The 25,182-nt window shown below is 41.2% G+C and carries 21 protein-coding genes and 2 pseudogenes; 10 read left to right on the top strand and 13 right to left on the bottom strand.

Features of this window, described 5'->3' with window-relative positions:
- Positions 1-70: 70 nt before the first annotated feature.
- Positions 71-372, top strand: a pseudogene (locus tag VY86_RS16325) (YfaZ family outer membrane protein); the annotation flags it as partial.
- 39 nt (positions 373-411) lie between these two features.
- Here the strand turns inward: VY86_RS16325 and tyrP are convergent.
- Complete coding sequence (gene tyrP / locus VY86_RS16330) at positions 412-1,617, bottom strand: tyrosine transporter TyrP (RefSeq protein ID WP_046975757.1); 1,206 nt, start codon at positions 1,615-1,617, stop codon at positions 412-414.
- 302 nt (positions 1,618-1,919) lie between these two features.
- Here tyrP and VY86_RS16335 point away from each other — a divergent pair, with 302 nt between their 5' ends.
- From VY86_RS16335 to VY86_RS16345, 4 genes and pseudogenes are all read left to right on the top strand, one after another.
- Positions 1,920-3,599: a ShlB/FhaC/HecB family hemolysin secretion/activation protein gene (locus VY86_RS16335; protein WP_052760860.1), complete on the top strand. Its 1,680-nt coding sequence runs from the start codon at positions 1,920-1,922 to the stop codon at positions 3,597-3,599.
- Positions 3,600-3,659: 60 nt separating this feature from the next.
- Positions 3,660-5,072 (top strand): annotated as a pseudogene (locus VY86_RS26575) (filamentous hemagglutinin N-terminal domain-containing protein); the annotation flags it as partial.
- A gap of 489 nt (positions 5,073-5,561) precedes the next feature.
- The gene (locus VY86_RS26580; RefSeq protein ID WP_052760862.1) at positions 5,562-9,023 is read left to right on the top strand and encodes a DUF637 domain-containing protein; all 3,462 of its coding nucleotides are present in this window, start codon (positions 5,562-5,564) and stop codon (positions 9,021-9,023) included.
- Entirely contained in the window at positions 9,023-9,529 is a 507-nt protein-coding gene (locus VY86_RS16345) for a contact-dependent growth inhibition system immunity protein (RefSeq protein ID WP_046975758.1), read from the top strand. The genes VY86_RS26580 and VY86_RS16345 overlap by 1 nt, the downstream gene beginning before the upstream one ends.
- Positions 9,530-9,682: 153 nt before the next feature.
- Here the strand turns inward: VY86_RS16345 and VY86_RS16350 are convergent, their stop codons facing one another.
- The 3 genes from VY86_RS16350 to VY86_RS16360 all read right to left on the bottom strand — a co-directional run bounded on the left by VY86_RS16350 (position 9,683) and on the right by VY86_RS16360 (position 11,569).
- Entirely contained in the window at positions 9,683-10,405 is a 723-nt protein-coding gene (locus VY86_RS16350; RefSeq protein ID WP_031282008.1) for a helix-turn-helix transcriptional regulator, read from the bottom strand.
- Positions 10,406-10,782: 377 nt separating this feature from the next.
- Positions 10,783-11,283: a GNAT family N-acetyltransferase gene (locus tag VY86_RS16355; protein WP_158020039.1), complete on the bottom strand. Its 501-nt coding sequence runs from the start codon at positions 11,281-11,283 to the stop codon at positions 10,783-10,785.
- 7 nt (positions 11,284-11,290) lie between these two features.
- Entirely contained in the window at positions 11,291-11,569 is a 279-nt protein-coding gene (locus tag VY86_RS16360) for a type II toxin-antitoxin system TacA family antitoxin (protein WP_021325292.1), read from the bottom strand.
- Between the two features lie 252 nt (positions 11,570-11,821).
- Here VY86_RS16360 and VY86_RS26245 point away from each other — a divergent pair, with 252 nt between their 5' ends.
- The 3 genes from VY86_RS26245 (at position 11,822) to VY86_RS25995 (ending at position 14,311) form a co-directional block, all read left to right on the top strand.
- Complete coding sequence (locus tag VY86_RS26245) at positions 11,822-13,261, top strand: endonuclease toxin domain-containing protein (protein WP_046975760.1); 1,440 nt, start codon at positions 11,822-11,824, stop codon at positions 13,259-13,261.
- Positions 13,261-13,761, top strand: a complete 501-nt coding sequence (locus VY86_RS16370) for a contact-dependent growth inhibition system immunity protein (RefSeq protein WP_046975761.1) — start codon at positions 13,261-13,263, stop codon at positions 13,759-13,761. The genes VY86_RS26245 and VY86_RS16370 overlap by 1 nt, the downstream gene beginning before the upstream one ends.
- A gap of 427 nt (positions 13,762-14,188) precedes the next feature.
- Positions 14,189-14,311, top strand: coding sequence for a contact-dependent growth inhibition system immunity protein (locus tag VY86_RS25995; RefSeq protein WP_228939585.1), 123 nt, complete (start codon positions 14,189-14,191; stop codon positions 14,309-14,311).
- A 336-nt stretch (positions 14,312-14,647) separates the two neighbouring features.
- Here VY86_RS25995 and VY86_RS16375 read toward each other — a convergent pair whose 3' ends face one another.
- The 5 genes from VY86_RS16375 to VY86_RS16395 all read right to left on the bottom strand — a co-directional run bounded on the left by VY86_RS16375 (position 14,648) and on the right by VY86_RS16395 (position 18,552).
- Positions 14,648-15,376, bottom strand: a complete 729-nt coding sequence (locus tag VY86_RS16375) for a helix-turn-helix transcriptional regulator (protein WP_046976925.1) — start codon at positions 15,374-15,376, stop codon at positions 14,648-14,650.
- Between the two features lie 297 nt (positions 15,377-15,673).
- On the bottom strand, positions 15,674-15,958 hold the full coding sequence (gene nadS / locus VY86_RS16380) for a NadS family protein (protein ID WP_046975762.1): 285 nt from the start codon (positions 15,956-15,958) through the stop codon (positions 15,674-15,676).
- 1 nt (position 15,959) lies between these two features.
- Positions 15,960-16,292, bottom strand: coding sequence for a type II toxin-antitoxin system RelE/ParE family toxin (locus VY86_RS16385; RefSeq protein WP_023046557.1), 333 nt, complete (start codon positions 16,290-16,292; stop codon positions 15,960-15,962).
- Positions 16,293-16,848: 556 nt separating this feature from the next.
- Positions 16,849-17,127: a type II toxin-antitoxin system TacA family antitoxin gene (locus VY86_RS16390; RefSeq protein WP_021325292.1), complete on the bottom strand. Its 279-nt coding sequence runs from the start codon at positions 17,125-17,127 to the stop codon at positions 16,849-16,851.
- A gap of 426 nt (positions 17,128-17,553) precedes the next feature.
- A complete protein-coding gene (locus VY86_RS16395) occupies positions 17,554-18,552 on the bottom strand; it encodes a Gfo/Idh/MocA family protein (protein ID WP_046975763.1) in 999 nt (332 codons plus the stop codon).
- Positions 18,553-19,185: 633 nt separating this feature from the next.
- Between VY86_RS16395 and VY86_RS16400 the strand changes: the two genes are divergently transcribed.
- Both VY86_RS16400 and VY86_RS16405 read left to right on the top strand, forming a co-directional pair.
- Positions 19,186-19,764, top strand: a complete 579-nt coding sequence (locus VY86_RS16400; protein ID WP_036840922.1) for a hypothetical protein — start codon at positions 19,186-19,188, stop codon at positions 19,762-19,764.
- A 10-nt stretch (positions 19,765-19,774) separates the two neighbouring features.
- Positions 19,775-20,152 (top strand): type II toxin-antitoxin system YafO family toxin, encoded by a 378-nt coding sequence (locus VY86_RS16405; RefSeq protein ID WP_023044830.1) that lies wholly within the window; start codon positions 19,775-19,777, stop codon positions 20,150-20,152.
- A gap of 187 nt (positions 20,153-20,339) precedes the next feature.
- Here VY86_RS16405 and yfaE read toward each other — a convergent pair whose 3' ends face one another.
- From yfaE to ubiG, 4 genes are all read right to left on the bottom strand, one after another.
- On the bottom strand, positions 20,340-20,606 hold the full coding sequence (gene yfaE, locus VY86_RS16410; RefSeq protein WP_021325288.1) for a class I ribonucleotide reductase maintenance protein YfaE: 267 nt from the start codon (positions 20,604-20,606) through the stop codon (positions 20,340-20,342).
- Positions 20,606-21,736, bottom strand: a complete 1,131-nt coding sequence (gene nrdB, locus VY86_RS16415; RefSeq protein WP_036840916.1) for a class Ia ribonucleoside-diphosphate reductase subunit beta — start codon at positions 21,734-21,736, stop codon at positions 20,606-20,608. The genes yfaE and nrdB overlap by 1 nt, the downstream gene beginning before the upstream one ends.
- Positions 21,737-21,748: 12 nt before the next feature.
- Entirely contained in the window at positions 21,749-24,040 is a 2,292-nt protein-coding gene (gene nrdA / locus VY86_RS16420; protein WP_046975764.1) for a class 1a ribonucleoside-diphosphate reductase subunit alpha, read from the bottom strand.
- Positions 24,041-24,405: 365 nt separating this feature from the next.
- Positions 24,406-25,128, bottom strand: coding sequence for a bifunctional 2-polyprenyl-6-hydroxyphenol methylase/3-demethylubiquinol 3-O-methyltransferase UbiG (gene ubiG, locus VY86_RS16425; RefSeq protein WP_046975765.1), 723 nt, complete (start codon positions 25,126-25,128; stop codon positions 24,406-24,408).
- Positions 25,129-25,182 lie beyond the last annotated feature (54 nt).

The raw sequence follows: 25,182 nt of genomic DNA on the forward strand, positions 1-25,182 counted from the left end.
TTTTGTTGTCTACAGGTTTAATTGTATTTAAGTAATATGCTTAACATTAAGTAAATAAAGAGGAAATATTATGAAGGCTTATCTTGCCGCAGCAGCAACCAGTTTATTGTTCATTGCCGGGACAGCGAATGCGATTTCGGTGAATGTTCAGGCTGGTCGCCATTTCACCAATACTTCAGCTGCAATTGGTGATAACGGTGCTGGATTATCTTTTAACGGTAACTGGGCACGCAGTGATCATAATGGGCAACTGGGAAGTTTGGGAACGGCCTTCAGTCTGCCCGTCGGCCCATTGACCGCTAGCATTGGCGGTAAGGTTTTTATTTGTCACCTGAAGATGGGAAAAATGGTGAGGCATTGGCAGGCGGTGTGTCCGCATCATTATCTGATGCGGACAACTTCAACTTCGGATTAACCCACTTCTGGCAGCAATCCGCTGACAATACCAATCTGGATAGCAATAACTGCGATTCCACAGAGAAATACCAGCACCAACGCGGGCTTTCCGCCTATTACCCGATAAGCTGTTTGTTCAATTTGGCGGCTGCGCCATGCCAGCATTGAAGGCAGCAGCAGAGCAAGAATAGACAGTGCTACCGCGGCGAAAGTCAGAGCCATAACAAAGTTTGGATAGTACAACGCGCAAAGCAATGGTGGAACAAAAGTAATCACCCCTGTTTGCAGGCGGCCTGTCGCATTGTTACGGCGTTTGAACAGATCCGCCATGTAATCAAATAGACCTAAAGAGACACCAAGAAATGAGGTTGCCAGTGCCAGGTCAGCAAACAGACGGACAGCAAGCTCTACACGAGGAGTAGCAACGACGTCTCTCACTGCCTGTAACAGCCCATTCAGCCCCGCCTGTTCTGCCAGAATGCCGACAAAAGTATGGGAAGAAATCGCTCCCAGTGTTGCTAACTGCCACAGAATATAGGCCGTCAATGGGATAGCACTGCCGATAACAAATATTTTGCGTAACTTGTCGGTATCGCCGCCCATATAACTCACGATGCTTGGCACGCTGCCGTGAAAGCCAAAAGAGGTGAATACTACGGGAATTGCTGATAATACCAGACCTTGCTCCAGGGGCATGGAGAGCAGGTTAGTGTTTTTGATATGAGGCATCATGACTGCCAGCATAATCACCAGGAAGATGATTTTTGCAGTAAACAGCAAGCGGTTAATCATATCGACAGATTGAGTACCGATAGTGACAACACAACCTGCGACAATGGTGAAAATCAGTATCCCGAATGAGATCGGAACAGGTTTATCCAGCCATGAAGACAGGCTGCCTGCAAGCAATTCACCGGCACCGCTGATATAAGCGGTGGTCAGGGCATACATCAGGAATAACATACTGAAACCGGTAAGCCATTGACCACTACGTCCCAGATAACGTTTTGCCACGGTTCCTAAACCGGTATCTGCTGGGCTGTACTGATAAACTTCCACCAGCAATAAAGCGGTGTAGCTCATCAAAACCCAAAGAGCGACTAACATCACGAAGGTTGTCCCAAAACCAACACCGGCCGCAGCCAGTGGCATAGCCAGCATCCCTGCACCAATTGTCGTCCCGGCGACGATAAAAATACTGCCAATAGTGCGATTCTTCACGCTTTCCTCTGCTTCTGAACTGATTGAAATAGTTATAGAAAGGGAGGCTAAAGGATTAAGTTATTTCTGTCAAATAAAGGTTACAGTATGTGTAAATAAATAATTACATTGTGTGTGTTTGTATTATTTTGGATTATGCATTTCGTTAAGTATAGAAAGTTACTGATTCTATTAAGTGTTAATAAGTTAGGTTATTGATCACATTTAAAAGTTATATTTATTATTATTGTCTGAATAGGCGGGTAAGATAAGACATTATTAATTCTTTTAACAATTAGCTTATTGTAAAATGAAATTTATCAATGGAAAGAATATTTGTTTGTCTTAGAAGATTCTTTGTATCTGTTGTGTTAGCTATATCAGGGGAGGCTTATGCTTCAGAGTTCATTAGCCCCGCAGATCAGGAGATTATCACTCAACAACAGAAGGCATTGTTGCAGCAAGCTCAACAGCAGCGTGATGCTATACGTAATAACATTACCTTATCTCCATCTTTAGAGCCCAAGCCTGATGGAGTTGAATCTATTTGCCATACCATTCACCGTATTCAATTTGACGGTGTTAAAAGCCTTTCCCGATCAGTGCGGGAAGGTTTAACACAGACTTATTTATCCCGTTGTTTAACCTTGCAGGATATTAATGGGCTGGTGCGTAAAGTATCGAATGCCTATATCGAACGGGGTTATGTCACTTCCCGTGCTGGACTCAGGGCGCAGGATTTATCTACCGGTATCCTCATTATTACCGTGAGCGAAGGTAAAGTTGAATCAATCAGCCTTGACGATGAAACACCGCTCTCATTGAAAATGGCCTTTCCAGGAATAGTCGGTAATACATTGAATCTACGGGATATTGAACAGGGGATGGAACAACTTAACCGGCTTCTTTCCCAACAGATGACGATTGATATTCAGCCGGGAAAGCAACCCGGTTATTCTGCGGTTATTTTGAAACGAATATCACATCGTGTGCCGGTCAGTACCAGCTTTGGTGCGGATAACAGTGGTCAAAAAGGTACGGGCACTGGGCAAATCAATGTCAGTGTGAGTTTGGATAATCCGTTACATTTTGCTGATCAGTGGTCATTATCAGCTAGTCGTAATAGTGACTTTCGTAATAACCACCAGAGCCGGAGCCTCTCTTCCCATGTGACAGTTCCTTATGGTTACTGGCTGTTTAGTTATCAATATGCGTGGAATGATTCTTTTCGGGATATTCCGATTGATTCACAAACCTATCGCTATGAAGGTGACAGCCAAACTCATCGGCTGGCGGTAGATAGGACGCTATATCGTGACGGTAAGCAGAAACTGGCACTGAATGTAGGAATGACGCGCCGTCAGACGACCAACGTGATGGTGGGAAAGAAATTATCTATTAGCAGCCCGACATTAAGTGTTATCAACTTTGGCGTTAATTACAGTTCAGTATTGGCGGGTGGCTATATCACTTTCAATCCTATACTGAGTCGTGGCTTATCTGTGTTAGGTGCCACAAAAGATGACCCAAATTTTCCCGATACGCCACGGAGTCAATTTCGCAAATTCAGTCTGAGTGCCAGCTATTTTATTCCGATCACGGATTCCATCTATTACCTCTCATCCATTTACGGTCAGGCCACACCGGACAACCTTTACGCCAGTGAAAACCTATCACTGGGTGGGCAATATTCTGTCCGGGGATTTAAGGAACAATATCTTACCGGCAATTGCGGCGGATATTGGCGTAATGAATTGAACTGGCGGATTTCAGAATTTCCTGTGTTGGGGGAACTTGTTTTAACCGGTGCGTTGGATACTGGCTGGTTACAGGAAAAAATTGGACAAGTTGATAGCGGTAATGTCACTGGCACTGCGCTCGGCGTATCACTAACTAATAGCAGATTCAATCAAATTATGACTTTGGGGACACCACTAATTCACCCTAACCATCTGAAACCGGATAACTGGGTGGTTTACTGGTCTGCATCACTGATTTTGTAACGATGTAACACAGGAAATTATACCAATAACCTTGTACTTAAATTAAGAAAGGATAGAACGATGGATAGATGTAACAACCCTATGGCAAGGGGCGCTTGTTATCTTTTAATTTATCTGACCGCAGTATATCCCCTTCATCCGGTTATAGCCGCTGGTATCACGCCTGATAATAATCATACTCAGGTACAAAACCAGGGCAATATCCCGGTTGTGAATATTGCTACTCCTAATGGAGCAGGGATATCTCACAACACCTATAAAGAGTTTAATGTTGCTACTCAGGGGGCTGTACTCAATAACGCCACTCAGGCGGCTAAATCACAATTAGCTGGGCAGATAAATGCAAACAGCAACTTGAAAGGTAAAGCAGCCGAATTAATTATTAATGAAGTCACCGGTAACGGGCGGTCTGACCTTCAGGGCAAACTGGAGGTGGTAGGTAATAAAGCCAATGTGATGATTGCCAACCCTAACGGTATTACCTGTGATGGCTGTGGCTTTATTAACACCTCCAGCGCAACACTGACTACCGGGAAACCTCAGTTTGACAAACAGGGTGCATTGGAAGCATTGGAAGTCAAAAAAGGTCAGATTATGATTGGTGGCAAAGGGCTGGATGGCAAAACGACGGATTATATTGACATTATCAGCCGGGCAACTGAGTTAAATGGAAAAATTCAGGCTAACAATTTGTCCTTTACACAGGGCGCTAATCGGATTGATTTTAACGATGGTACAGTGAAAAAAATCACTGGGGAAGGTGCTAAACCTCAATTAGCCGTTGATACCAAAGCATTAGGCGGCATGTATGCTAATAAAATTCGTTTGGTTGCTACTGAAGATGGCGTTGGGGTTAATTTGAAAGATTTAACCAGCAACCAGCGTGATATCACTTTAAACGTTAATGGTAAAATTGAATTAGGAAATGCCAAAGCCAAAACAGATTTCAACCTCAGTGCCAGAGAAACTCATATTGCTCCCAATATTAAGATACAGGCAGAACGGGATATTACCTTGTCAAGTACCAAACTGGATAATAAAGGGAATGTAACTGCGGGCCGGGATATACGGGTATTTGGTGACACCGTGCGTAATACCGGTGATAAAGCCTTGCTGCAAGCCAACAATAATATGTGGATACAAAAAGATGCGCAGGGAAATAAAGGTCAGTTAGTCGAGAATAGATCAGCAACGATAAAAACCGTGAATGGGGATTTGGTTGTCAGGACTAATGCTCTGAATAATGCTCGCAGTATCTATTATTTTGAAAAAAGAGAAACAGCACCCAACCCGGCAGATAAAAATTTCAACATTCTCGAAGCACAATATAAGTATGGACATAATTTAAAAAGTATGCAACCCAGTGTCCTCACATCTGGTGGAAATATTTATATTAACAGTGATATATTATCAAATCAGGAATTGAGCAAAATTGAAGCCGGAAAAGATATTTTCTTAACCGGAAAAAACTTTTAAATACAAGCAGAATATCTGAGGAAACATCAGGGTATCTTAATCTCTTTGAATACTTCCCTAAGGACACTTATGTATCTATAACCGATTCACTTAATACCCCCTCCGGTATCTATAAACTTTCTTCTAATAAGATCCTTGAAAAAATCAACATATAAATAACGTTTCATAATTCTGCTACACATGGCCTTCTTCAATCCATTGTTATACATAGAACTATGAGTGATATAAAATGTAGCGCTATTTTGGAATCTTATTTATCACCAATGGGATGATAAAAGTTATCATATTTTATCGCCAGGTGAAGTAAAATATGATATAAAAAAAGACAACCTTATTCTTGAGCGGGCAAGTATCATAGCAAAAGGTAATCTTATCGCTGACTTTAGCGACAGCATTAATATTGATACTGACTACCCTCATAAATCCCCTTCTGGTTTAGGTTTATTCAATGATCTCCCAATCGACAGTGAAAAACTGCCAGAAATATTGTCAGCTAAAAATATCTTATTGCATGGTGGACAAATAACTCTCAAGGATAAAATTAGAGCCTTTGATGAATTAAATATTATTTCTGAGAACGATATTGTCCTCAAGAATTCAATACTTTCATCACAAAATAATTTATCTATTGCTGCCGTAAATAATATCAATATCTGGAAAAGTAATATAAAAGGAAGGGATGTCACTGCAATCAGCCGTAATGGCGACATTCAGTTTAAGAATGGTGATCAATTCGGTTATTTTTGGAGCCAATCTGTTACTGGCGATCACCCAATATCAAACAAGTTAGGTGCTAGCGGTAATTTAACTATCAACGCCGGTAAAAACCTTCTTTTACAAAATGTCTATTTACAGCCGAGTAAAAATATATCTCTGATAGCCAACAGTGATGTTACGATAGAAAACCATGTAGATACCTATATTTTTGCAAAATCAAAGAAAAGAAATGAACGCTTACCTATAGCAGGCATGTTGAATGCCTCAGAATCATTGACGATTAACGCCGGGGGTAATCTTTATGCTAAAGGCTCAGATATGTCAGCCGGAAAAGATATTTATTTAAGTGCGGCAAAACAGATTGATCTGAGTTCTGCTGAATTAGGAGATCGGGGGAGTCTTCTCATACCCAGCGACTCATCAGAACTCAGCAGCAAAATTTTTGCAAAGAATAATATCAGCATAATGAGCGGTGGTGATATTCATGGGAAAGCTGTTCAGATACAGGCTAACGGTAACACATTATTATCCGCAGGAGGAAATATCACATTGCCTTCCCTTGCTTATTCTGCAATTAACAAGGCTAATGATAACAACAAAGATGACCGACATATTATTGCTCAAGTCCGTGGTGATAAAAAATTGACAATAGCGGCAAATGGTACCCTCACTACCGCGGGTACTAAATTGACTTCTGATGGTGATGTCACGCTCTCCTCCGGTGGCAATATGCGTTTTGAATCGGTGCAGAATCACACCTACCGGGAAGGTAATAGGGAATTTACCGAATCGGTGACTCAGCAAGGCACTGAATTGACTAGCGGCGGTGTACTGACCGTTATCTCAAACGGTAGCATTCTTTTCCAGGCCACTAAACTGGCTACTAAAGGTGCGATGGATGTCGCGGCAAAAGGTGGCTATCTATACGCTCAGGCGATGGAGGAATCCAGCCACTATGAGAAAACAGAGACAAAACGTAAATGGTATGGCAAGAAGAAAACCATTAAACGTACCCGTCATGATGTCACTAATAAAGTCACTGAATTTACCGCTGGTGGTGATATTAATCTGTTAAGCCGGGATGACAGTACTTATGAAGCCAGTAAAATCTCCACTAATAAAAATGCCAAACTGACCAGCACTCACGGTAAGGTCAATTTTAAAGCGGTAAAAAATACCACTTTCGAACAGACCATTACCAACTCCAAAGGCTTTTATATCAAACATAGGGATAAAGGTTATACCAAAGATATGTGGATTCTTCCTGCTATTCATATCGGCGGAAAACTTACCGTAGATGCAGCAAATGGTGTTAGCGTTGATATCAAAGCAAAAAATGGTCAGACATTACAGAATGCCATATCAATCTTCGGTAATACGCCGGAAACGGCTTGGCTGAAAGGACTCAGTGAACGTAAAGATGTTCAATGGAATTTGGTCAAAGATGCTTATAACAGTTGGGATCACAAGAGCCAGCATTTAAATCCGGTGGTTTCTGCGGTGATTGCTATTGCAGCGGCGGCGGCAACAGCAGGCAGCTCTCTGTCAGCATCTGTCGCATCTTATGCGGGTAATAGCGTTGCGGGTGGTGCGTTAACTGCGGGGATGTCATCACTGGCTGCACAGGCTGCCGTAGCTATTGTGGATAGTCAGGGTGATATATCCAAAGCGCTAAAAGCATTGGGTAGCAGTGATGCCGTTAAATCAACTATCACCTCAATGGCGATTGGTGGCGCATTGGCTGGATTTGATTCCTATATGGGATGGGATAAATTGGTTGATGGTACTAAACTCGATCCGACAAAAGCTAAATTACCTCAAATCAGCAATGGTGACTGGAACAAAGTGGTCCAGCGGGTAGCTGGTCAATCCATTATCAGTTCCAGCCTGAATACTACGATTAATGGCGGCAGCTTTAAAGATAATCTGACTACTGCTTTGTTATCTAATATTGGCAGCCAGATTCATGCGGAAGGTGCCAGATTGATTGGTGACAAGGGCGAGGTATTGGGAGTACCGGGCAAAACGTTGAGTCACGCAGTTGTGGTAGGCATCAGTGCTGAAATTGGCCGGGGAAATGCCAAAGGTGCAATGGCGGGGGCTTTGGCTGCGGAACTGGCTGGTATCATGATGGGTGATAACATCATCAAAGCTGAAGAGTGGCAGAGAACATCGGAACGGCAAGCGCAAATTGCCCGTGCTTTCGGTGGTTTTGCCGGCGCGGTATTTACCGGTAAAGCAGACGGTGCTTATAGTGGAGCAAGCGGTGCGGAGAACACTTTCCGTTACAATTACCTGGCTCATCACCAACAGCAATTAATGGAGAAAGAGCTTGCCGCAGAATCCAACTACCTTAAAAAAGCGCAGATTTTTGCTAAGTGGGGGCTGATTAGTAACACGCAAGATGGCTATTTAGCTGCGGGTTTTGTATCCGGTATTCCATCAGAACTTTATGATAGTGTGATGGCAATTGTCGGAGCGGTATCTAATCCTTCGGAAGTAATTGAAGCACTTAAAACGCTCTTAATTCAGGAGGATATGCCCGGCTTTATCTGGCAAGCGACAAAGGATGGTTACCTCAAACAGCTTGATATTGTCAAAGCCGAATACGAAAAAGCGGGTCCTGAGGGTGCCTATAACGCTGGCTTGGAAGCAGGAAAAATTGTCACTGAGATAGCCAGTATGGCAGCCGGTGGCCTTGGCGCGGTTAAGGGATCGACATCTGGTGCGGCTAAATTATCGAAAGTGGTATCAAAAAATCCACACCCAACAGTAGACATCCGGCATGTGTATCGGGTAGAAAAAGATGGCAGCAAAACCCAAATGGCGTGGGGAGAAGGTAACTATAAACAGGGGTATCCTTTTGAGGATTTTGTTGCTACGCAGATGCCAAAAGGTACTCGGTTGCCCACAGGGTTTAAGACTTTTGATTTTTATGATCCTACCACACGTATAGCTATTAGTGTTAAAACTATAGATACACGTACACCAGCACGGATGAAGGACCCTAAGCAAATATATACGTTAATGAAAGGGAATATTGATTCGGCGGCAGATTTTAGTGAACACATGAAACAAGGGAAAGAAGTAACATCTTTGATGATTTCACAGCGAGAAGTCCACATCGCTGTACCGAAAACAACAACGGTAGATCAGTGGGAGCAAATTAATCGTGCCATAGCTTATGGCACAGGTAAAAATGTTAACGTCAAAATCACGGTGGTGAAATAATGAGTGCAGATTTCAAACAAGGATTACATGCAAGGGCCGAATTTAATGGTGATTTCTATTCAATACAAACTTATTCAGGTAACGGTTTATTGGGAGTAGATCCTTTAGGAAGTAATCACTTATTACAGCCAGTTGTATCTGATCAAGAGTTGGGAAAGGCTGTGCTTGATGCTTTATCAAAAAGCAGAATAATCCCACTTGATGAATATGGGGATTATTTTGATCATGATGTAAATGCTGAACAGTATAAAAATTGGATCACAGAGATAATGGGAACTTATGGTTACCGTTCAAAACGTCAGTTATTTAAGAAAATGTTAAGCTGTGGTATCTGTATGCTTGATGGTCAAATAACGATCCGACCATCTTGTCATGAAAAATTGGAAAGTTGGACAGGTAAGGCCATTTCCGAATTTGACTATGTCGTAATCCCAGCGGACAGTTCCCCTGAAGATGTTAGTGCAGCATTACGACTGGCTTTTTCACGTTGTAGAAGTTATGTTTGACGATAAAGTAATAGTTTGTTTTTGTATTGATTATTCATGATCTTTGATTTATAGAGTTAATTAAGGTGGACACGTAATGGTTATTATGTGTCCACTAATTATCTCAAAAAGTTAGCTGCCTTGCCGCTGAATTGGCAGGATGGTTGTGCATTGTTATGCTAGAGGTATATAGGGATTAGGGTTAATAAATCTGGTAGGAGCATAGTTATCATATCCTTTACCCCTGCAATATTCTTTTAACTGGCTTAATGAATTTATTCCTATTTTCTGATAAATTATCTGTAGCCGGGTTTGTACCGTTCTATATGAAATATCTAATTTTCTAGCTATATCTTTAGCGCTTAGTGATTGCAACGCAAAAAATACTATATCGAACTCTCTATCAGTAAATAAATCAGTTGGTGTGCCAAAAGTTAGTGAATCAGGATGCCTATTATTTTCAAAATGATACATGGAATAAAGTTCAAGTTTTTTACCATGACCAACAACCCCAATGCATTTTCCATCCTTTATGAGAGGTGTAATGTTGACCATAAATGGTTGGATTATTTTTTCTTTCCCACCATAAGTGAAAGTGTTTAGTACCGGTATCGTTTTTTTACTAATCATTACGTTTTTATCATTAGCCTGTATAATATCTTCAAACTCAGACCACGGTGCTGGACATTCACTATCAAGCTTACCTTCTATATTAAAACCTTTAGGAAGGCCGCTGTAATAAATCATAATATCATTAGCATAGATAAATCGAGATTCGTTGTCTTTTATGATCCAAAAATCGTTGCTGTTTTCCATGTATGAAATGAAGGCATCAAAGCTTTTTGAATAAACATCCAGATCTTTGTTTACAGAGAAACTCATACTTTTATCTTTCATAATTTCACTCATCATGATTAAACTGGAATACCTCCATGTAAGGTTATCACTTTTACAATGCAATGAGTAATTATGTTTACGGACGATTTTACAGCTTCTGTAAATATCGCTAATATACCAATATTTTATATTGGGTAAAACTTTTCTTATTGATTATGTTTTTAATGAATAATTACAATCGAGTAGTTATTTTTGCTCTTTCTTTGGGTATATTAGTTGAATCCGCCACAACAGTTTGACCTTTTCTGACATGGCTGTCTTGGTGTTCTACTTGTTCGGTTAGGAAGAGTTAGTGGGTTGATTAACGGCGGTCAATTAATCTTTTTAAAAGAGTTGTGTGTCCACCGATTATCTTGAAAAAGCTCAACTTATATATATTAACCTTTGATTCCGAAAGCGGTCTTTAAATCCTTTAATGTGATCATCAACGTCATTGGGTTTAAAGGCGATTCATCAAAACCCACAGATTTATAAAATGCTTTAGCGTCTTCTGAGATAGCATGGACAATTAATCCTCTAATACCAACTAAATCTGCGGCTTGTGTGACGCGTATGGCAGCATCTCTAACCAAATAGCGGCCAAACCCTTTTCCTTGATAATTTTTATCAACAGCCAGACGGCCCAAAATGATTACCGGAATGGGGTTCGGCATATTGCGTTTAAATTTGCTTATCGCTTCTTGCGACATAATTGAGCCGGTAGCCAACGAATAATAGGCAATAACATTTTTGTCTTCGCTTACAACGTATGTTCGTGAGGCATTTCCTTTTTGGTTTTTTGATGCTTTGTTTATTAACCAATTGTCAAGGGTGTCAACTCCTGAATTAAAATTATCTAAATTGTGATCGTCTGTTAATGGGGTTAGGCCATTACTCATCATTGTATCACCAAGGTTTTTTCATATTTGCTGTTTTGATAAGACGTTCATTTGGTGCTGCCGGATCATCAAGTTTAGCGACAAAAGCATCAAAAACTTCTGGAGAAACAACCATAAATGAGTGTTCCAATAGGGTGTTTTCAGCATCACGTTTGATTGTATCAAGGACATATTCGGTGACGGTTTTGCCTTTTACTTTTGCTGCCCTATCGATTAAATCTCGATCTTCTTGCCTAATCCTCAAGTTGAGTGTCTTATTTTTACGATTCTCAATTGTTACATTCATTTTAAATCTCCTTTGGCTGTAGATGGTATAAATAACATACTAATGTAACGCTATTGACATTACATTGCAAGTGTGACATTAAACCATGTATAAATACCATCACTAAGAAAAAGGTAGATAGTAACAGCTGATTGAATGTTCAACTGTCACATCTAATGGAATAAAACCAGCTACATTTTTGCTACTTGTTTAATAACAATAGCTTGACCTTCTCTGACCGCTGTTCTCAGGCTTTCGGGAAGGTCTGTAATATTGATTCTTGTCACAGCGCTATTATCCCAAATCAGCAATGGTGACTGGAACAAAGTGGTCCAGCGGGTAGCTGGTCAATCCATTATCAGTTCCAGCCTGAATACTACGATTAATGGCGGCAGCTTTAAAGATAATCTGACTACTGCTTTGTTATCTAATATTGGCAGCCAGATTCATGCGGAAGGTGCCAGATTGATTGGTGACAAAGGCGAGGTATTGGGAGTACCGGGCAAAACGTTGAGCCACGCAGTTGTGGCAGGCATCAGTGCTGAAATTGGCCGGGGAAATGCCAAAGGTGCAATGGCGGGGGCTTTGGCTGCGGAACTGGCTGGTATCATGATGGGTGATAACATCATCAAAGCTGAAGAGTGGCAGAGAACATCGGAACGGCAAGCGCAAATTGCCCGTGCTTTCGGTGGTTTTGCCGGCGCGGTATTTACCGGTAAAGCAGACGGTGCTTATAGTGGAGCAAGCGGTGCGGAGAACACTTTCCGTTACAATTACCTGGCTCATCACCAACAGCAATTAATGGAGAAAGAGCTTGCCGCAGAATCCAACTACCTTAAAAAAGCGCAGATTTTTGCTAAGTGGGGGCTGATTAGTAACACGCAAGATGGCTATTTAGCTGCGGGTTTTGTATCCGGTATTCCATCAGAACTTTATGATAGTGTGATGGCAATTGTCGGAGCGGTATCTAATCCTTCGGAAGTAATTGAAGCACTTAAAACGCTCTTAATTCAGGAGGATATGCCCGGCTTTATCTGGCAAGCGACAAAGGATGGTTACCTCAAACAGCTTGATATTGTCAAAGCCGAATATGAAAAAGCGGGTCCTGAGGGTGCTTATAACGCTGGCTTGGAAGCAGGAAAAATTGTCACTGAGATAGCCAGTATGGCAGCCGGTGGCCTTGGCGCGGTCAAGGGATCGACATCTGGTGCGGCTAAATTATCGAAAGTGGTATCAAAAAATCCACACCCAACAGTAGACATCCGGCATGTGTATCGGGTAGAAAAAGATGGCAGCAAAACCCAAATGGCGTGGGGAGAAGGTAACTATAAACAGGGGTATCCTTTTGAGGATTTTGTTGCTACGCAGATGCCAAAAGGTACTCGGTTACCCACAGGGTTTAAGACTTTTGATTTTTATGATCAGAAAACAGGGATAGCTACCAGTGTTAAGACATTGGATACTCGTACAGCCGCGCGGGTAAAAGATCCCAAGCAGATATACACGTCAATGAAAGGAAATATTGATGTTATAGTTAATTTTAAAGAAGCGGGGAAAGGTGAAGATATAATTAAGTTGAATATGATATCACAACGTGAAGTGCGTATCGCCGTTCCAAAGACTACAACCCCTGATCAGTGGGAGCAAATTAATCGTGCAATTGTTTATGGTGCGGACAAGAATGTAAACGTTAAAATTACGGTGGTGAAGTAATGAACACAGATTTTGATCAAGGATTGAATGCGGGTGTTAAGTTTAATGGTGATTTTTACTCTGTTAAAACTTATTCTGGGTATCGCCTACTTCGAGCTGATCCTCAAGGTCACGAGCATATTCTATCTCCTGATGTAAATGATAGCCAATTAGGAAATGCTGTTTTGGATTCACTTTATAAAAGTCGCTTGATTGATCCTGATGATGATTTTTTTGACAATGAAAGAGCAGGTGAGCGATATAAAGAGTGGATTAAGCAAGTAATGGAAATTTACAATTATCGCTCAAAACGTCAACTATTTAAGAAGATGAAGAGTTGTAATATCTGTTTGTTAGATAGTGTTATAACTATCACGCCTTCTGGTCATGAGAAACTTGAGCTTTGGACAGGAAAAGGCATTGTTGAAGCTGATTATGTCGTAATCCCGGCTGATAGTTCTCCAGAGGAAATTGGTGCAGCATTACGACTGGCTTTTTCACGTTGTAGAAGTTATGTTTGATGATAAAGCAATAGTTTGTTTTCACTGGTTAGTTATGAGTTTTGATTTATAGAGTTAATTAAGGTGGACACGTAATGGTTATTATGTGTCCGCTAATTATGTTAAAAGGCTTTAATAGTTATTAAGTGAGCCTTGCCGCTAAAATTACGGTGGTGAAATAATGAGTGCGGATTTCAAACAAGGATTACATGCAAGGGCCGAATTTAATGGTGATTTGTAGTGGTCAACTTATTCAGGTAATAGTTTATTAGGGGTAGATCCTTTAGGAAGCAACCATTTATTACAGCCAATTGTATATAAACAAGAATTAGGAGAGGCTATACTTGATGCTTAATTAAAAATTAGGGTAATTCCTCTTGATCAATATGGTAATTATTTCGATCATGATGAAAATGATAAATAGTATAAAAATTGGATCACAAAGATAATGGCATCTTATAGTTACCGTTCAAAATGCCAGTTATTTAAGAAAATGTTGAGTTGTGGTATCTGCATTCTTGATAGTCAAATAACGATACGGCCATCTTGTCATGAAAAATTGAAAAACTGAACAGGTAAAGCTATTTCCGAAATAGATCATTCGCGTCACTCTTGTTAAATGGTGACAATTTTAACACGTCTTCGTTACGTATTGGGTAGCCTTCACTGCGTAAATGGGTTTTGGGTGTAGTGAGCAGCGAGAGCCATACCATTAGCAGCTTTGCCGATGGGTTGGCAGGATTGGTCGGAGACGAGAGAATCTTCTAGCGATGGTTTTTTCAGGCGTTTAAGCGCCGTAAAGTAGAGCTCTCTTTCGGCATCGTCTCACACACGACGTCAGATAGGCGCAGGGGTTCTGCCTAGCAGAACCCTAATGGCATAGTAACGACAACGATGTTGTACATTGTTATGCTAAAGGTATATAGGGATTAGGGTTAATAAATCGGGTAGGAGCATAGTTATCATATCCCTTACCCCTGCAATATTCTTTTAACTGGCTTAATGAGTTTATCCCTATTTTCTGATAAATTATCAGTAGTCTACTTTGTACCGTTCTATATGAAATATCTAATTTTTTAGCTATATCTTTAGCGCTTAGTGATTGTAAAGCAAAAAATACTATATCGAACTCTCTATCAGTAAATAAATCAGTTGGTGTGCCAAAGGTTAATGAGTCAGGATGCCTGTTGTTTTCAAAATGATACATGGAATAAATTTCAAGTTTTTTACCGTGCCCCACAACCCCAATACATTCTCCATCCTTCATTAGTGGTGTAACATTGACCAAAAATGGTTGGATTATTTTTTCTCTCCCGCCGTAAGTGAAGGTGTTTAGTACCGGAATGATCTTTTGACTCGTCATTACATTGCCATCATTAGCATGTACAATATCTTCATCTTCAAACTCAGACCACGGAGCTGGACACTCACTAACAAGCCTCCCTTCTATGCTAAAACCCTTAGGAAGACCGCTGTAATAAATCATAGTATCATTGGCATAGACGAATCGATGTTCCCTGTCTTTTATAGCCCAAAAATCGTTGCTGTTTTCCATGTATGATATGAAGGCATCAAAGCTTTTTGAATGAATATCCAGATCTTTGTTTACAGAGAAACTCATACTTTTATCTTTCATAATTTCACCCATCATGATTAAACTGTAATAACTTCCATGTAAGGTTATCATTTTTACGACGCAATGAATAATTATGTTTACGGATGATCTTACAACTTCTGTAAATATCGTTAACATACTAATATTTTACATTGGGTAAAATTTTTCTTTTTGCAGTTATTGTTAGCCGGTCGAAATGAAATGCGAGCCGTTATATTTGAAAGACTGTATTCCCATCTTTAAAGCCAGGACTCCTCAAGTACTAAATTAGGAGTCCCTTTGAGTTCAGATTTAGTACTTGTACGACACACCGGCTAATCAATGCGTCGCCAGAGCCTTATAGAAATTGGGGTTGTCTTGGATGATAGCTAACACCTTTGCCGCTAGCCCTGTCGGATTTCGACGCTTCTGCTCCCAGCTTTTAATTGTATCAAGGCTAGTGCCTAAAGCTTCCGCCATCTCTGCTTGTGAAATGTTAAGTTGAGCACGGATAGCTTTAACGTCGGTAACTTCGTATCGGGTCACACGCGCTGCGGCTTTATTACCTTGTTTAATTTCAACTGCTTCTTCGAGGGATGCTTTCAACTCATCAAAAAAACTCATGTTACACCTCATCTTTTAGTAATTTTGTTAGTTTTTTCAGTTCTGCCTTCTCGGCGTTCGTTAAGCTATCTTTTTTACTTTTCGGATAAACCATCACCAGATAGATAATATCTTCAGTCGCTAGAAGATAGATAACTCTGGTACTACCACTTTTTCCTTGTGAGCCTATAGCCATTCTGATTTTACGTAACCCCCCAGTGCCACGTATTAGATCACCTTTATCTGGTGATTCGACAAGCTCTCGTTGCAGTTCTTTAAGCTCATCATCAGTGGCAATCTCTTTTATCTGGCGGGTAAACATACTAGTTTCGATAAACTCTATCGCATGACTCACTGGCAAACCTCCTTTATCTTGGAGTACATGGTACTCTTATAATTCTAAAATTACCATCATGACTTACAAATTTATTCCATACCTTTAGTTGTAACGACTCGTATTCGAAAACAATCGGATTCGCAATCAACGCAAATTTTGGCTCACATTAAGTGATAATGAAATTTTGCCCCTGGTGCGTCTGTCGTCCAGTTTAGGTGTACTCAAAGAAGGTATCGCGATGAGACACTCCCAGTGTCTTGCAAGGGTTTAAGCCAGATTTCCGAGACAAGCTAAGAATGAACATCTAGATCCAAAAGAGACGTTTTTTTCATTTGCAATTATTGTGAGCCGAAAAACGGGATAAATGTGAGCCCATACGATTTCAAACGCGAGTAGTTATAAGTAGGCAATAACATTTTTGTCTTCGCTTACAACGTATGTTCGTGAGGAGTTTCCTTTTTGGTTTTTTGATGCTTTGTCTGTTAACCAATTGTCAAGGGTGTCAACTCCTGAATTAAAATTATCTAAATTGTGATCGTCTGTTAATGGGGTTGGGCCATTACTTATCATTGTATCACCAAGGTTTTTTCATATTTGCTGTTTTGATAAGACGTTCATTTGGTGCTGCCGGATCATCAAGTTTAGCGACAAAAGCATCAAAAACTTCTGGAGAAACAACCATAAATGAGTGTTCCAATAGGGTGTTTTCAGCATCACGCTTGATTGTATCAAGGACATATTCGGTGACGGTTTTGCCTTTTACTTTTGCTGCCCTATCGATTAAATCTCGATCTTCTTGCCTAATCCTCAAGTTGAGTGTCTTATTTTTACGATTCTCAATTGTTACATTCATTTTAAATTTCTTTTGGCCGTAGGTGGTATAAATAACGCACTAATGTAATGCTATTGCTATTGCTATTGCTATTGCTATTGCTATTGCTATTGCTATTGCTATTGCTATTATATTTCAAGTATGGCATTAAGCCATGTATAAATAATATTCTTAAGAAGAACATAGAAATAAAATGATATTTTCATATATTTTTTTACGCTTTTAATTATAGTCATCATCGTATTAATAAAAAAAGAATAGATCTGATGTAAGCAACAAAAATCTGATACAGAACAGTCGAGGCATTTATCCAATTGGATACATAACTAATCCCAGCAGGTATCCCTGCTTGGATTTGATACTAAACTTTCGAACATCTACCACTTTTGCCTTGCCGATATATCTTGTTCCACTCGTAACCAATATATTTTTTTAAAAATAAATTCCTTATAAATAATTATTTATTCTATAATCTTTTAATACTTGGTCTATTACCCAACTGGTTCGTGAGCCTGACTCTCCGGTTGAAGGGCAAAAACCTTTTCCTTGTAATTCATTAATTATCGTGTTAATCAATGGCATTTCTATATGTTCTGGATTATCAATATTAAATTGGTGTAATTTATTATTTTCGTCATAATATGAAATGGCTGAATTTCCAAAGGTAGAAAAAGATATTTTTCCTTTATTACCAATTATTTCAACATTATCTCCTCTGGCATTAGATGCAAAATTCCATATACCTACACCTTGAATATTGTTTTCAAACATAAATGACATTGATACGCAATCTTCTGCTGGATAAGCATTTCCCTGTGAATTTGCATGTCCTTTGACAGAAATAATTTTCCCCAAAAGAAAGTCTAATATATCCAGAGTATGACATGCTAAATCAACAAATAATCCACCACCGGAAATTTCTGGTTTAACAACCCAAGGTAAATGATGAGGGTCCTGATAGCAGGGTTCTATCTCCCTGTAAAGTATGCAATTTACTATTCTTGGCGTTCCTATCGCGCCTGATTCAATTAATTCTTTGATTTTTAAAAATCTCGGTAATGCTCTCCTGTAGTAAGCAACAAATAATGGGACATTTTGTGATTTACAAGTCGCTATCATTTCATTGCATTCTTCGAATGTTAATGCCATCGGCTTTTCTACATATATCGCCTTACCCGCCTTAGCGGCCAAAATAGTATATTCTTTATGTGTAGAGGGTGGTGTTGCAATATATACGGCATCAATGTCTTTATCATTAATCAGTGAGTTCGCATCAGAATACCATTTAGGGACATGATGTCTTTTAGCAAAATCTTCTGCTAAATTACCGTTACGCCTCATTACTGCAACTAATTCAGAATTATCTAATTTATAAAAAGCAGGGCCACTTTTTACTTCAGTAACATCACCACAACCAATAATTCCCCATTTTATTGTTTTTTTCATTTTTATTCTCCTAATATATTTGTATTGAATTGTTCATTAATAAAATATTGATGAAGATTATAGTTTAAATCTGGTTTATCACATTCTTTATCTCGAATATTCATGTATATAACATGCTTTCTATTTTTGAAGCAAGTAAGTTGATATGATTTTTACCCAATATTAATTCAGGCGATTTCAATGGGGCTATTTTTTACGGTAGTTGTTTTGCACTAATCAGTCATCGTCTTTGGTTGATATAGTCAATGCTAGCCTGATGGAATGTGATTTCGTGAGCTTTTCGACCAGAGTATTTTTTTGTCACCATAAATTTGGTGAATTGATCGCCGGATTTACAGCATTTATAATTGGTATACTGGGATGACCTTGATTAACATAAACCTGTTCATAGCGGATTATTTTTTACCTTGAAAATGAGGTGGTCATATTTTTCATTTTACATAAGTTTATATTTGCCATTTTGGTTTATTTCACTGATAAATAGGCAATTTTTATGGTAAATATTGGATGGATGAATTTTTCAAACAAATCATTGAGTATTGCGACAGGAAAAAACCAAAATATCGACAAAATGATGAACACATGATTCAATAGAGCAGGTATTCGATATTACTGTCATTGAGAGGGGTATGTATGAGTAATAAAATCACATCTATGGCAGCAGCAATGGCTATCGCTATGGCCCCCGTACCGGCGGATAGCATAGGGTATCATGATGCTATCACTAGCGCTAAAAACACATTTACATTACAACAGGTTAATGATTCCGTTGTTTTTCTTCCTATCGAAGAAGCAACCGCTTTTGTCGCGAGTATGGCTAATCGGATGCGATTCAATTTGAAAAACCTGCGATCCGAGTGGGAATCAAAGCGTATACCTATTGACGATAAAAGTATGTCAAGTTTTGCGAAGGACAACCTTCACTACTTAACTAAAAACATTATTATCTGCGCCAATTTTATTAAAGCTGCAAAAGTCGCATTAACATCTGTTCCTGAAACCAGCACTGAGCTACGCAGCATGATTACGCGTTTTGGCCGGGCCTCTGCTGACCTGCGTTATACATTAGAAGAAATTATTGCTTTCGTTAAGAGTACTCATGTCCCTAATAAAGTATCAAGTGTAGGGCGTGACATGGATAAAAATGCAGTTCATGAGCTTATTCGTGCCGAGCATACCGCTTTAGGTTTGGAAGTCCCAGCTTTCTACTAAAGGGGATGCAGTGATCCACGTTTCTATTCACAAAGATATCGAAATCCCCACGGTAGCCCGGCAATATGCGAAAATTTTGCAGGATTGGAAAAATGGCGGATCTCTTCCGGCTATTTTTGGTGATGAAGGGCGCTGGGAAGAGCATGCATCTCTATGTCAATCTTATGTTTTTAAAATCCATATCAAACTGCCTGGTGAAACGCCTTGGCCTGGTCATTTACCGCCCGCGGCACGAAAATCTAACAGTTATTTAGTTTATACGCGGCACTGGTGTGACCCGTCAAAATATCAAATCATTAGTATCATGAGTCCTAATGCCCATGAGCTGGCTCGGACATCGTTTCTCGCTGTGCTGGTTGGCCGCGCCGAGAATTTTCAAAACACCTGAAATATTGTTGAAACTAAAAAAACCGCATTTTCAGCGGGTTTTTGTTTAGTGTGCTGGGCATGTTCAGCAGCTCGGGGGTGAAAGTTCCCTGTCCAGTCTGATGGTGGCGAAAGACTAGTGAAGCGCAAAGACATCATTTCTTGCAGAGCTTGAGCGTAGGGCTGAGGAGTTCCATTCTACTTGAATATTAAAGCTCAATCTCAATATCACTGAGTGGATGACAGCAGCAGGGCAGAATTTCACCTTCATTGACAAAAGCCAGTGGCTTACGCCGATAGCCTACTTTACCTTTTACCAATCTGACACGGCAGGAGCCGCAATAACCTTCACGGCACTGGTATTCAGCCTGTACTTTGCCTTGTTCCAGCGCTTCCAGCAGACTGTTATGCAGCTCAGGAGAGCTGTGAATATGATAACCCTGCATACCATGCAGGGTTACTTTATAGCTTGTCATCAGAGTTCAAAATCACTCAGGTCGTCAGGGTTAACTTCAGCATCAATCTGACCAACCAGATAGGAACTGACTTCAACTTCCTGTGGCGCGACTTGAACGTTATCGGATACCAGCCAGGAATTGATCCACGGAATCGGGTTAGAACGTGTTTCAAATGGCAGTTTTAGCCCAACAGCCTGCATACGGATATTGGTGATGTATTCAACATATTGACACAGAATATCTCTGTTCAAACCAATCATAGAGCCTTCTTTGAACAGGTATTCCGCCCACTCTTTTTCTTGCTCCGCCGCCTGAACAAATAGGTCGTAACACTGTTGTTCACACTCTTTGGCGATTTCAGCCATTTCCGGGTCATCCTGACCAGAGCGCAACAGATTCAGCATATGCTGAGTGCCTGTCAGATGCAGTGCTTCATCACGGGCAATCAGTTTGATGATTTTAGCGTTACCTTCCATCAGTTCACGTTCGGCAAAAGCAAATGAACAGGCAAAGCTGACGTAGAAGCGGATCGCTTCCAGTGCGTTAACGCTCATCAGGCACAGGTACAGTTGTTTCTTCAGTTCACGCAGACTGGTAGTGATGGTTTTACCCGCAACTTGATGCGTTCCTTCACCAAACAACTGGTAGTTGTTGGTCATCTCAATCAGATCATCGTAATAAGCGGAAATATCTTTCGCACGTTTCAGAATCTCTTCATTGGTGACAATATCATCAAACACAACCGCCGGATCGTTAACGATATTACGGATGATGTGCGTATAAGAACGTGAGTGAATCGTCTCGGAAAAAGACCAGGTTTCAACCCAGGTCTCCAGTTCTGGAATGGAGATCAAGGGCAGAAACGCCACGTTCGGGCTGCGGCCCTGAATAGAGTCCAGCAGCGTTTGGTATTTCAGGTTACTGATGAAAATATGCTTTTCATGATCCGGCAACGCATTGTAGTCAATGCGATCGCGGGACACGTCAACTTCTTCCGGGCGCCAGAAGAAGGAGAGCTGTTTTTCGATCAGTTTCTCGAAAATCGGATACTTTTGCTGGTCATAACGAGCTACGTTTACCGGCTGACCAAAGAACATCGGTTCCTGTAACTGGTCGTTTTTTACCTGCGAAAAGGTGGTATAGGCCATAACTTCCTCAAATTAAATCTTACACGCGCCGCCTTCACAATCGGAATCAGCCGATTCCACGACTTCCTCCAGGTCACCCTGAACGTCTTCCGCACCATCACGTGTATTATGGTAATACAGTGTCTTCACGCCATATTTGTAGGCGAGCAGCAAATCTTTCAGCAGTTGGTTCATCGGCACTTTTCCACTAGGGAAACGTGTCGGATCATAGTTGGTATTGGCAGAGATCGACTGATCGATAAATTTCTGCATGATACCAACCAACTGCAAGTAACCATCATTACCCGGCATTTGCCACAGGAGTTCATAAGCGCCTTTCAGACGTTCATATTCCGGTACAACCTGACGCAAAATGCCATCTTTTGATGCTTTGATGCTGATGTAACCACGAGGCGGTTCAATGCCGTTGGTGGCGTTGGAGATCTGTGAAGATGTCTCTGACGGCATCAAAGAGGATAATGTTGAATTACGCAGACCATATTGTTTGATATCTCGGCGCAACGCTTCCCAGTCATAGTGCAGTGGCTGACTGGTCAGTGTATCCAGCGTTTTTTTATAGGTATCGATAGGCAGGATACCTTCAGAATAGGTGGTTTCTTTAAACCACGGGCAAGCGCCTTGTTCTTTCGCCAGCTCATTAGAGGCTTTTAACAGGTAGTACTGGACAGCTTCAAATGTTTTATGCGTCAAGTTGTTAGCGCTGCCATCTGAATAACGCGCGCCATGTTTTGCCAGATAGTAAGCGTAGTTGATGACACCAATACCTAAAGTACGGCGACCCATTGCCCCTTGTTTTGCAGCAATGATCGGGTAGTCCTGATAATCAAGCAGGGCGTCAAGCGCACGGACAGCTAGAGTTGCCAGTTCTCCCAGCTCATCAAGATTTTCGATTGCGCCCAAGTTGAATGCGGACAGCGTACACAGCGCGATTTCGCCGTTTTTATCATTGATATCATTCAATGGCTTGGTTGGCAGTGCAATTTCCAGACACAAATTTGATTGGCGCACAGGGGCGACTGATGGGTCAAATGGGCTGTGAGTGTTGCAATGGTCTACGTTCTGAATGTAGATCCGTCCGGTGGAAGCACGTTCCTGCATCATCAGGGAGAAGAGATCAACCGCTTTCAGGCGTTGCTGACGGATATTGCTGTCCTGCTCATATTGAGTATACAGACGTTCAAATTTATCCTGATCCGCAAAGAATGCATCATATAACCCAGGGACGTCAGATGGGCTGAACAGGGTAATATCTTCACCTTTGATCAGGCGCTCGTACATTAATTTGTTGAGCTGTACGCCGTAGTCCATATGACGGACACGGTTGCCTTCAACGCCACGGTTGTTTTTCAGTACCAGTAGGCTTTCAACTTCCAGATGCCACAGTGGATAGAACAGCGTCGCGGCACCGCCACGGACCCCCCCCTGTGAACAGGATTTTACCGCTGTCTGGAAATGTTTGTAGAACGGAATACAGCCGGTGTGGAAAGCTTCACCGTTACGGATTGGGCTGCCCAACGCACGAATACGGCCCGCGTTGATGCCAATACCGGCGCGTTGGGAAACATATTTCACAATGGCGCTGGAAGTGGCGTTAATCGAATCCAGGCTGTCGTCACACTCAATCAGCACGCAGGAGCTGAATTGACGGGTAGGGGTACGCACACCTGCCATGATGGGGGTCGGCAGGGAAATTTTAAACGTAGAAGCCGCGTCGTAAAAGCGACGGATGTAGTCCAGACGGGTTTCTTTCGGATAACCGGAAAACAGGCAGGCGGCTACCAGAATATAAAGGAACTGGGCGCTCTCATAAATTTCACCGGTAACACGATTTTGAACTAGGTATTTACCTTCGAGCTGTTTGACCGCTGCGTAAGAGAAATTCATATCACGCCAGTGGTCAATAAACTCGTTCATTTGCTCGAATTCTTCTTTCGAGTAGTCTGCCAGCAAGTGTTTGTCATATTTGCCCATTTCCACCATACGGGATACGTGATCATACAGGGCTGGTGGCTCAAATTGACCGTAGGCTTTTTTACGCAGGTTGAAAATTGCCAGGCGGGCTGCCAGATACTGATAGTCTGGCGCATCACCGGAGATAAGGTCTGCGGCAGCTTTAATCATCGTCTCGTGAATATCTGAGGTTTTGATACTGTCGTAAAATTGGATTTGAGAACGCAATTCTACTTGTGATACCGAGACATTTTTCAGACCGTCGGCTGCCCAGTTAATAACCCGGTGGATTTTCTCAAGGTCAATTCGTTCTTTGTGGCCATCACGCTTTGTTACTAGCAGACTGTGGTTCATGGACAGGCATACCTTACATTTACTTTCAGACTTGCTCCCACCTGCTTTGTGTCTTTACAAGACCAAAACATACCCTTCTCAGTGGTGAAGAAACCAACGAGAGAGTAGTGGTAATGGAATGTTAAGGAACACAATATGTAGGGGGTACACTAAATAATGACAACAAGATAATGTTAAAAACGGCTTTTATCAAGTGTACAAAAACATGGATTTTTGTGGATAACTTGAGGACTAAATTTGTTAAAAAGCCGGAAGCCTGCATCATTACTAGCGGTTACCCTGGCAGGAGCACCGGCAAAAATGGGTAAAAAAATTCCTGAAAATAGGATTTATTTGCCGATTTATTCATCGATCAGATGAATATGTCAGACATACTGGCTGTGTAACATATAATTAACGTCCACATTGTGACCGAGGTTAAATTTATCCGTTAGCGGATTATAATGCAGGCCGATAATGTGCTGCTCTTGCAGTGGCGTTCTGTCAATCCAGCCTATTAATTCTGATGGGCGGATAAATTTCTTCGCATCATGGGTCCCCTTTGGCACCATTTTCAGAATATATTCCGCACCGATTACCGCCATAAACCAGGCTTTTTTATTGCGGTTAATGGTAGAGAAAAAGACGTGTCCACCGGGTTTGACTAATTGCGCACAGGCACGGACAACCGACTGTGGGTCCGGTACATGTTCCAGCATTTCCATACAGGTGACGATATCATAAGCCTGTGGATATTTTTCTGCGTGGTTTTCCACGGTCTCCTGTACATAAGTCACAGGGATGCCTGTTTCAAGGGCGTGCAGTCTGGCAACCTGAAGCGGCTCAGTACCCATATCAAGCCCGGTCACTTCTGCACCTTCACGGGCCATGCTTTCCGACAAAATGCCGCCGCCACAACCCACATCCAGGATTTTCTTACCGAAAATGCCGCCGGAACGCTGCAAAATATAATTCAGGCGTAGTGGGTTAATCCGGTGCAGTGGCTGAAATTCGCCGTCCAAATCCCACCAGCGGGAAGCAACTGCTTCAAATTTCTCTATTTCCTGTTGATCAACATTGCTTGTAGTGGAAGGGGTTTTAACGTTCATCAGCGGTTGTCGCTCCTTAAACTTACTTTACAGGTGGATTCACTCCATTTTTGT

Source organism: Photorhabdus thracensis (genome assembly GCF_001010285.1).
GTDB classification, from domain to species: Bacteria; Pseudomonadota; Gammaproteobacteria; order Enterobacterales; family Enterobacteriaceae; genus Photorhabdus; species Photorhabdus temperata.

What these genes read in the sequence shown, in the direction of transcription:
- nrdB (WP_036840916.1), bottom strand. Translation starts at nt 21,736, where the DNA reads ATGGCCTATACCACCTTTTCGCAGGTAAAAAACGACCAGTTACAGGAA.
- VY86_RS16355 (WP_158020039.1), bottom strand. Translation starts at nt 11,283, where the DNA reads ATGAGTAATGGCCTAACCCCATTAACAGACGATCACAATTTAGATAAT.
- VY86_RS16370 (WP_046975761.1), top strand. Translation starts at nt 13,261, where the DNA reads ATGAACACAGATTTTGATCAAGGATTGAATGCGGGTGTTAAGTTTAAT.
- VY86_RS25995 (WP_228939585.1), top strand. Translation starts at nt 14,189, where the DNA reads ATGGCATCTTATAGTTACCGTTCAAAATGCCAGTTATTTAAGAAAATG.
- VY86_RS16400 (WP_036840922.1), top strand. Translation starts at nt 19,186, where the DNA reads ATGAGTAATAAAATCACATCTATGGCAGCAGCAATGGCTATCGCTATG.
- VY86_RS16375 (WP_046976925.1), bottom strand. Translation starts at nt 15,376, where the DNA reads ATGAAAGATAAAAGTATGAGTTTCTCTGTAAACAAAGATCTGGATATT.
- VY86_RS16350 (WP_031282008.1), bottom strand. Translation starts at nt 10,405, where the DNA reads ATGAAAGATAAAAGTATGAGTTTCTCTGTAAACAAAGATCTGGATGTT.
- nrdA (WP_046975764.1), bottom strand. Translation starts at nt 24,040, where the DNA reads ATGAACCACAGTCTGCTAGTAACAAAGCGTGATGGCCACAAAGAACGA.
- nadS (WP_046975762.1), bottom strand. Translation starts at nt 15,958, where the DNA reads ATGAGTTTTTTTGATGAGTTGAAAGCATCCCTCGAAGAAGCAGTTGAA.
- ubiG (WP_046975765.1), bottom strand. Translation starts at nt 25,128, where the DNA reads ATGAACGTTAAAACCCCTTCCACTACAAGCAATGTTGATCAACAGGAA.
- yfaE (WP_021325288.1), bottom strand. Translation starts at nt 20,606, where the DNA reads ATGACAAGCTATAAAGTAACCCTGCATGGTATGCAGGGTTATCATATT.
- VY86_RS16345 (WP_046975758.1), top strand. Translation starts at nt 9,023, where the DNA reads ATGAGTGCAGATTTCAAACAAGGATTACATGCAAGGGCCGAATTTAAT.
- VY86_RS16390 (WP_021325292.1), bottom strand. Translation starts at nt 17,127, where the DNA reads ATGAATGTAACAATTGAGAATCGTAAAAATAAGACACTCAACTTGAGG.
- VY86_RS16335 (WP_052760860.1), top strand. Translation starts at nt 1,920, where the DNA reads ATGGAAAGAATATTTGTTTGTCTTAGAAGATTCTTTGTATCTGTTGTG.
- VY86_RS16395 (WP_046975763.1), bottom strand. Translation starts at nt 18,552, where the DNA reads ATGAAAAAAACAATAAAATGGGGAATTATTGGTTGTGGTGATGTTACT.
- VY86_RS16360 (WP_021325292.1), bottom strand. Translation starts at nt 11,569, where the DNA reads ATGAATGTAACAATTGAGAATCGTAAAAATAAGACACTCAACTTGAGG.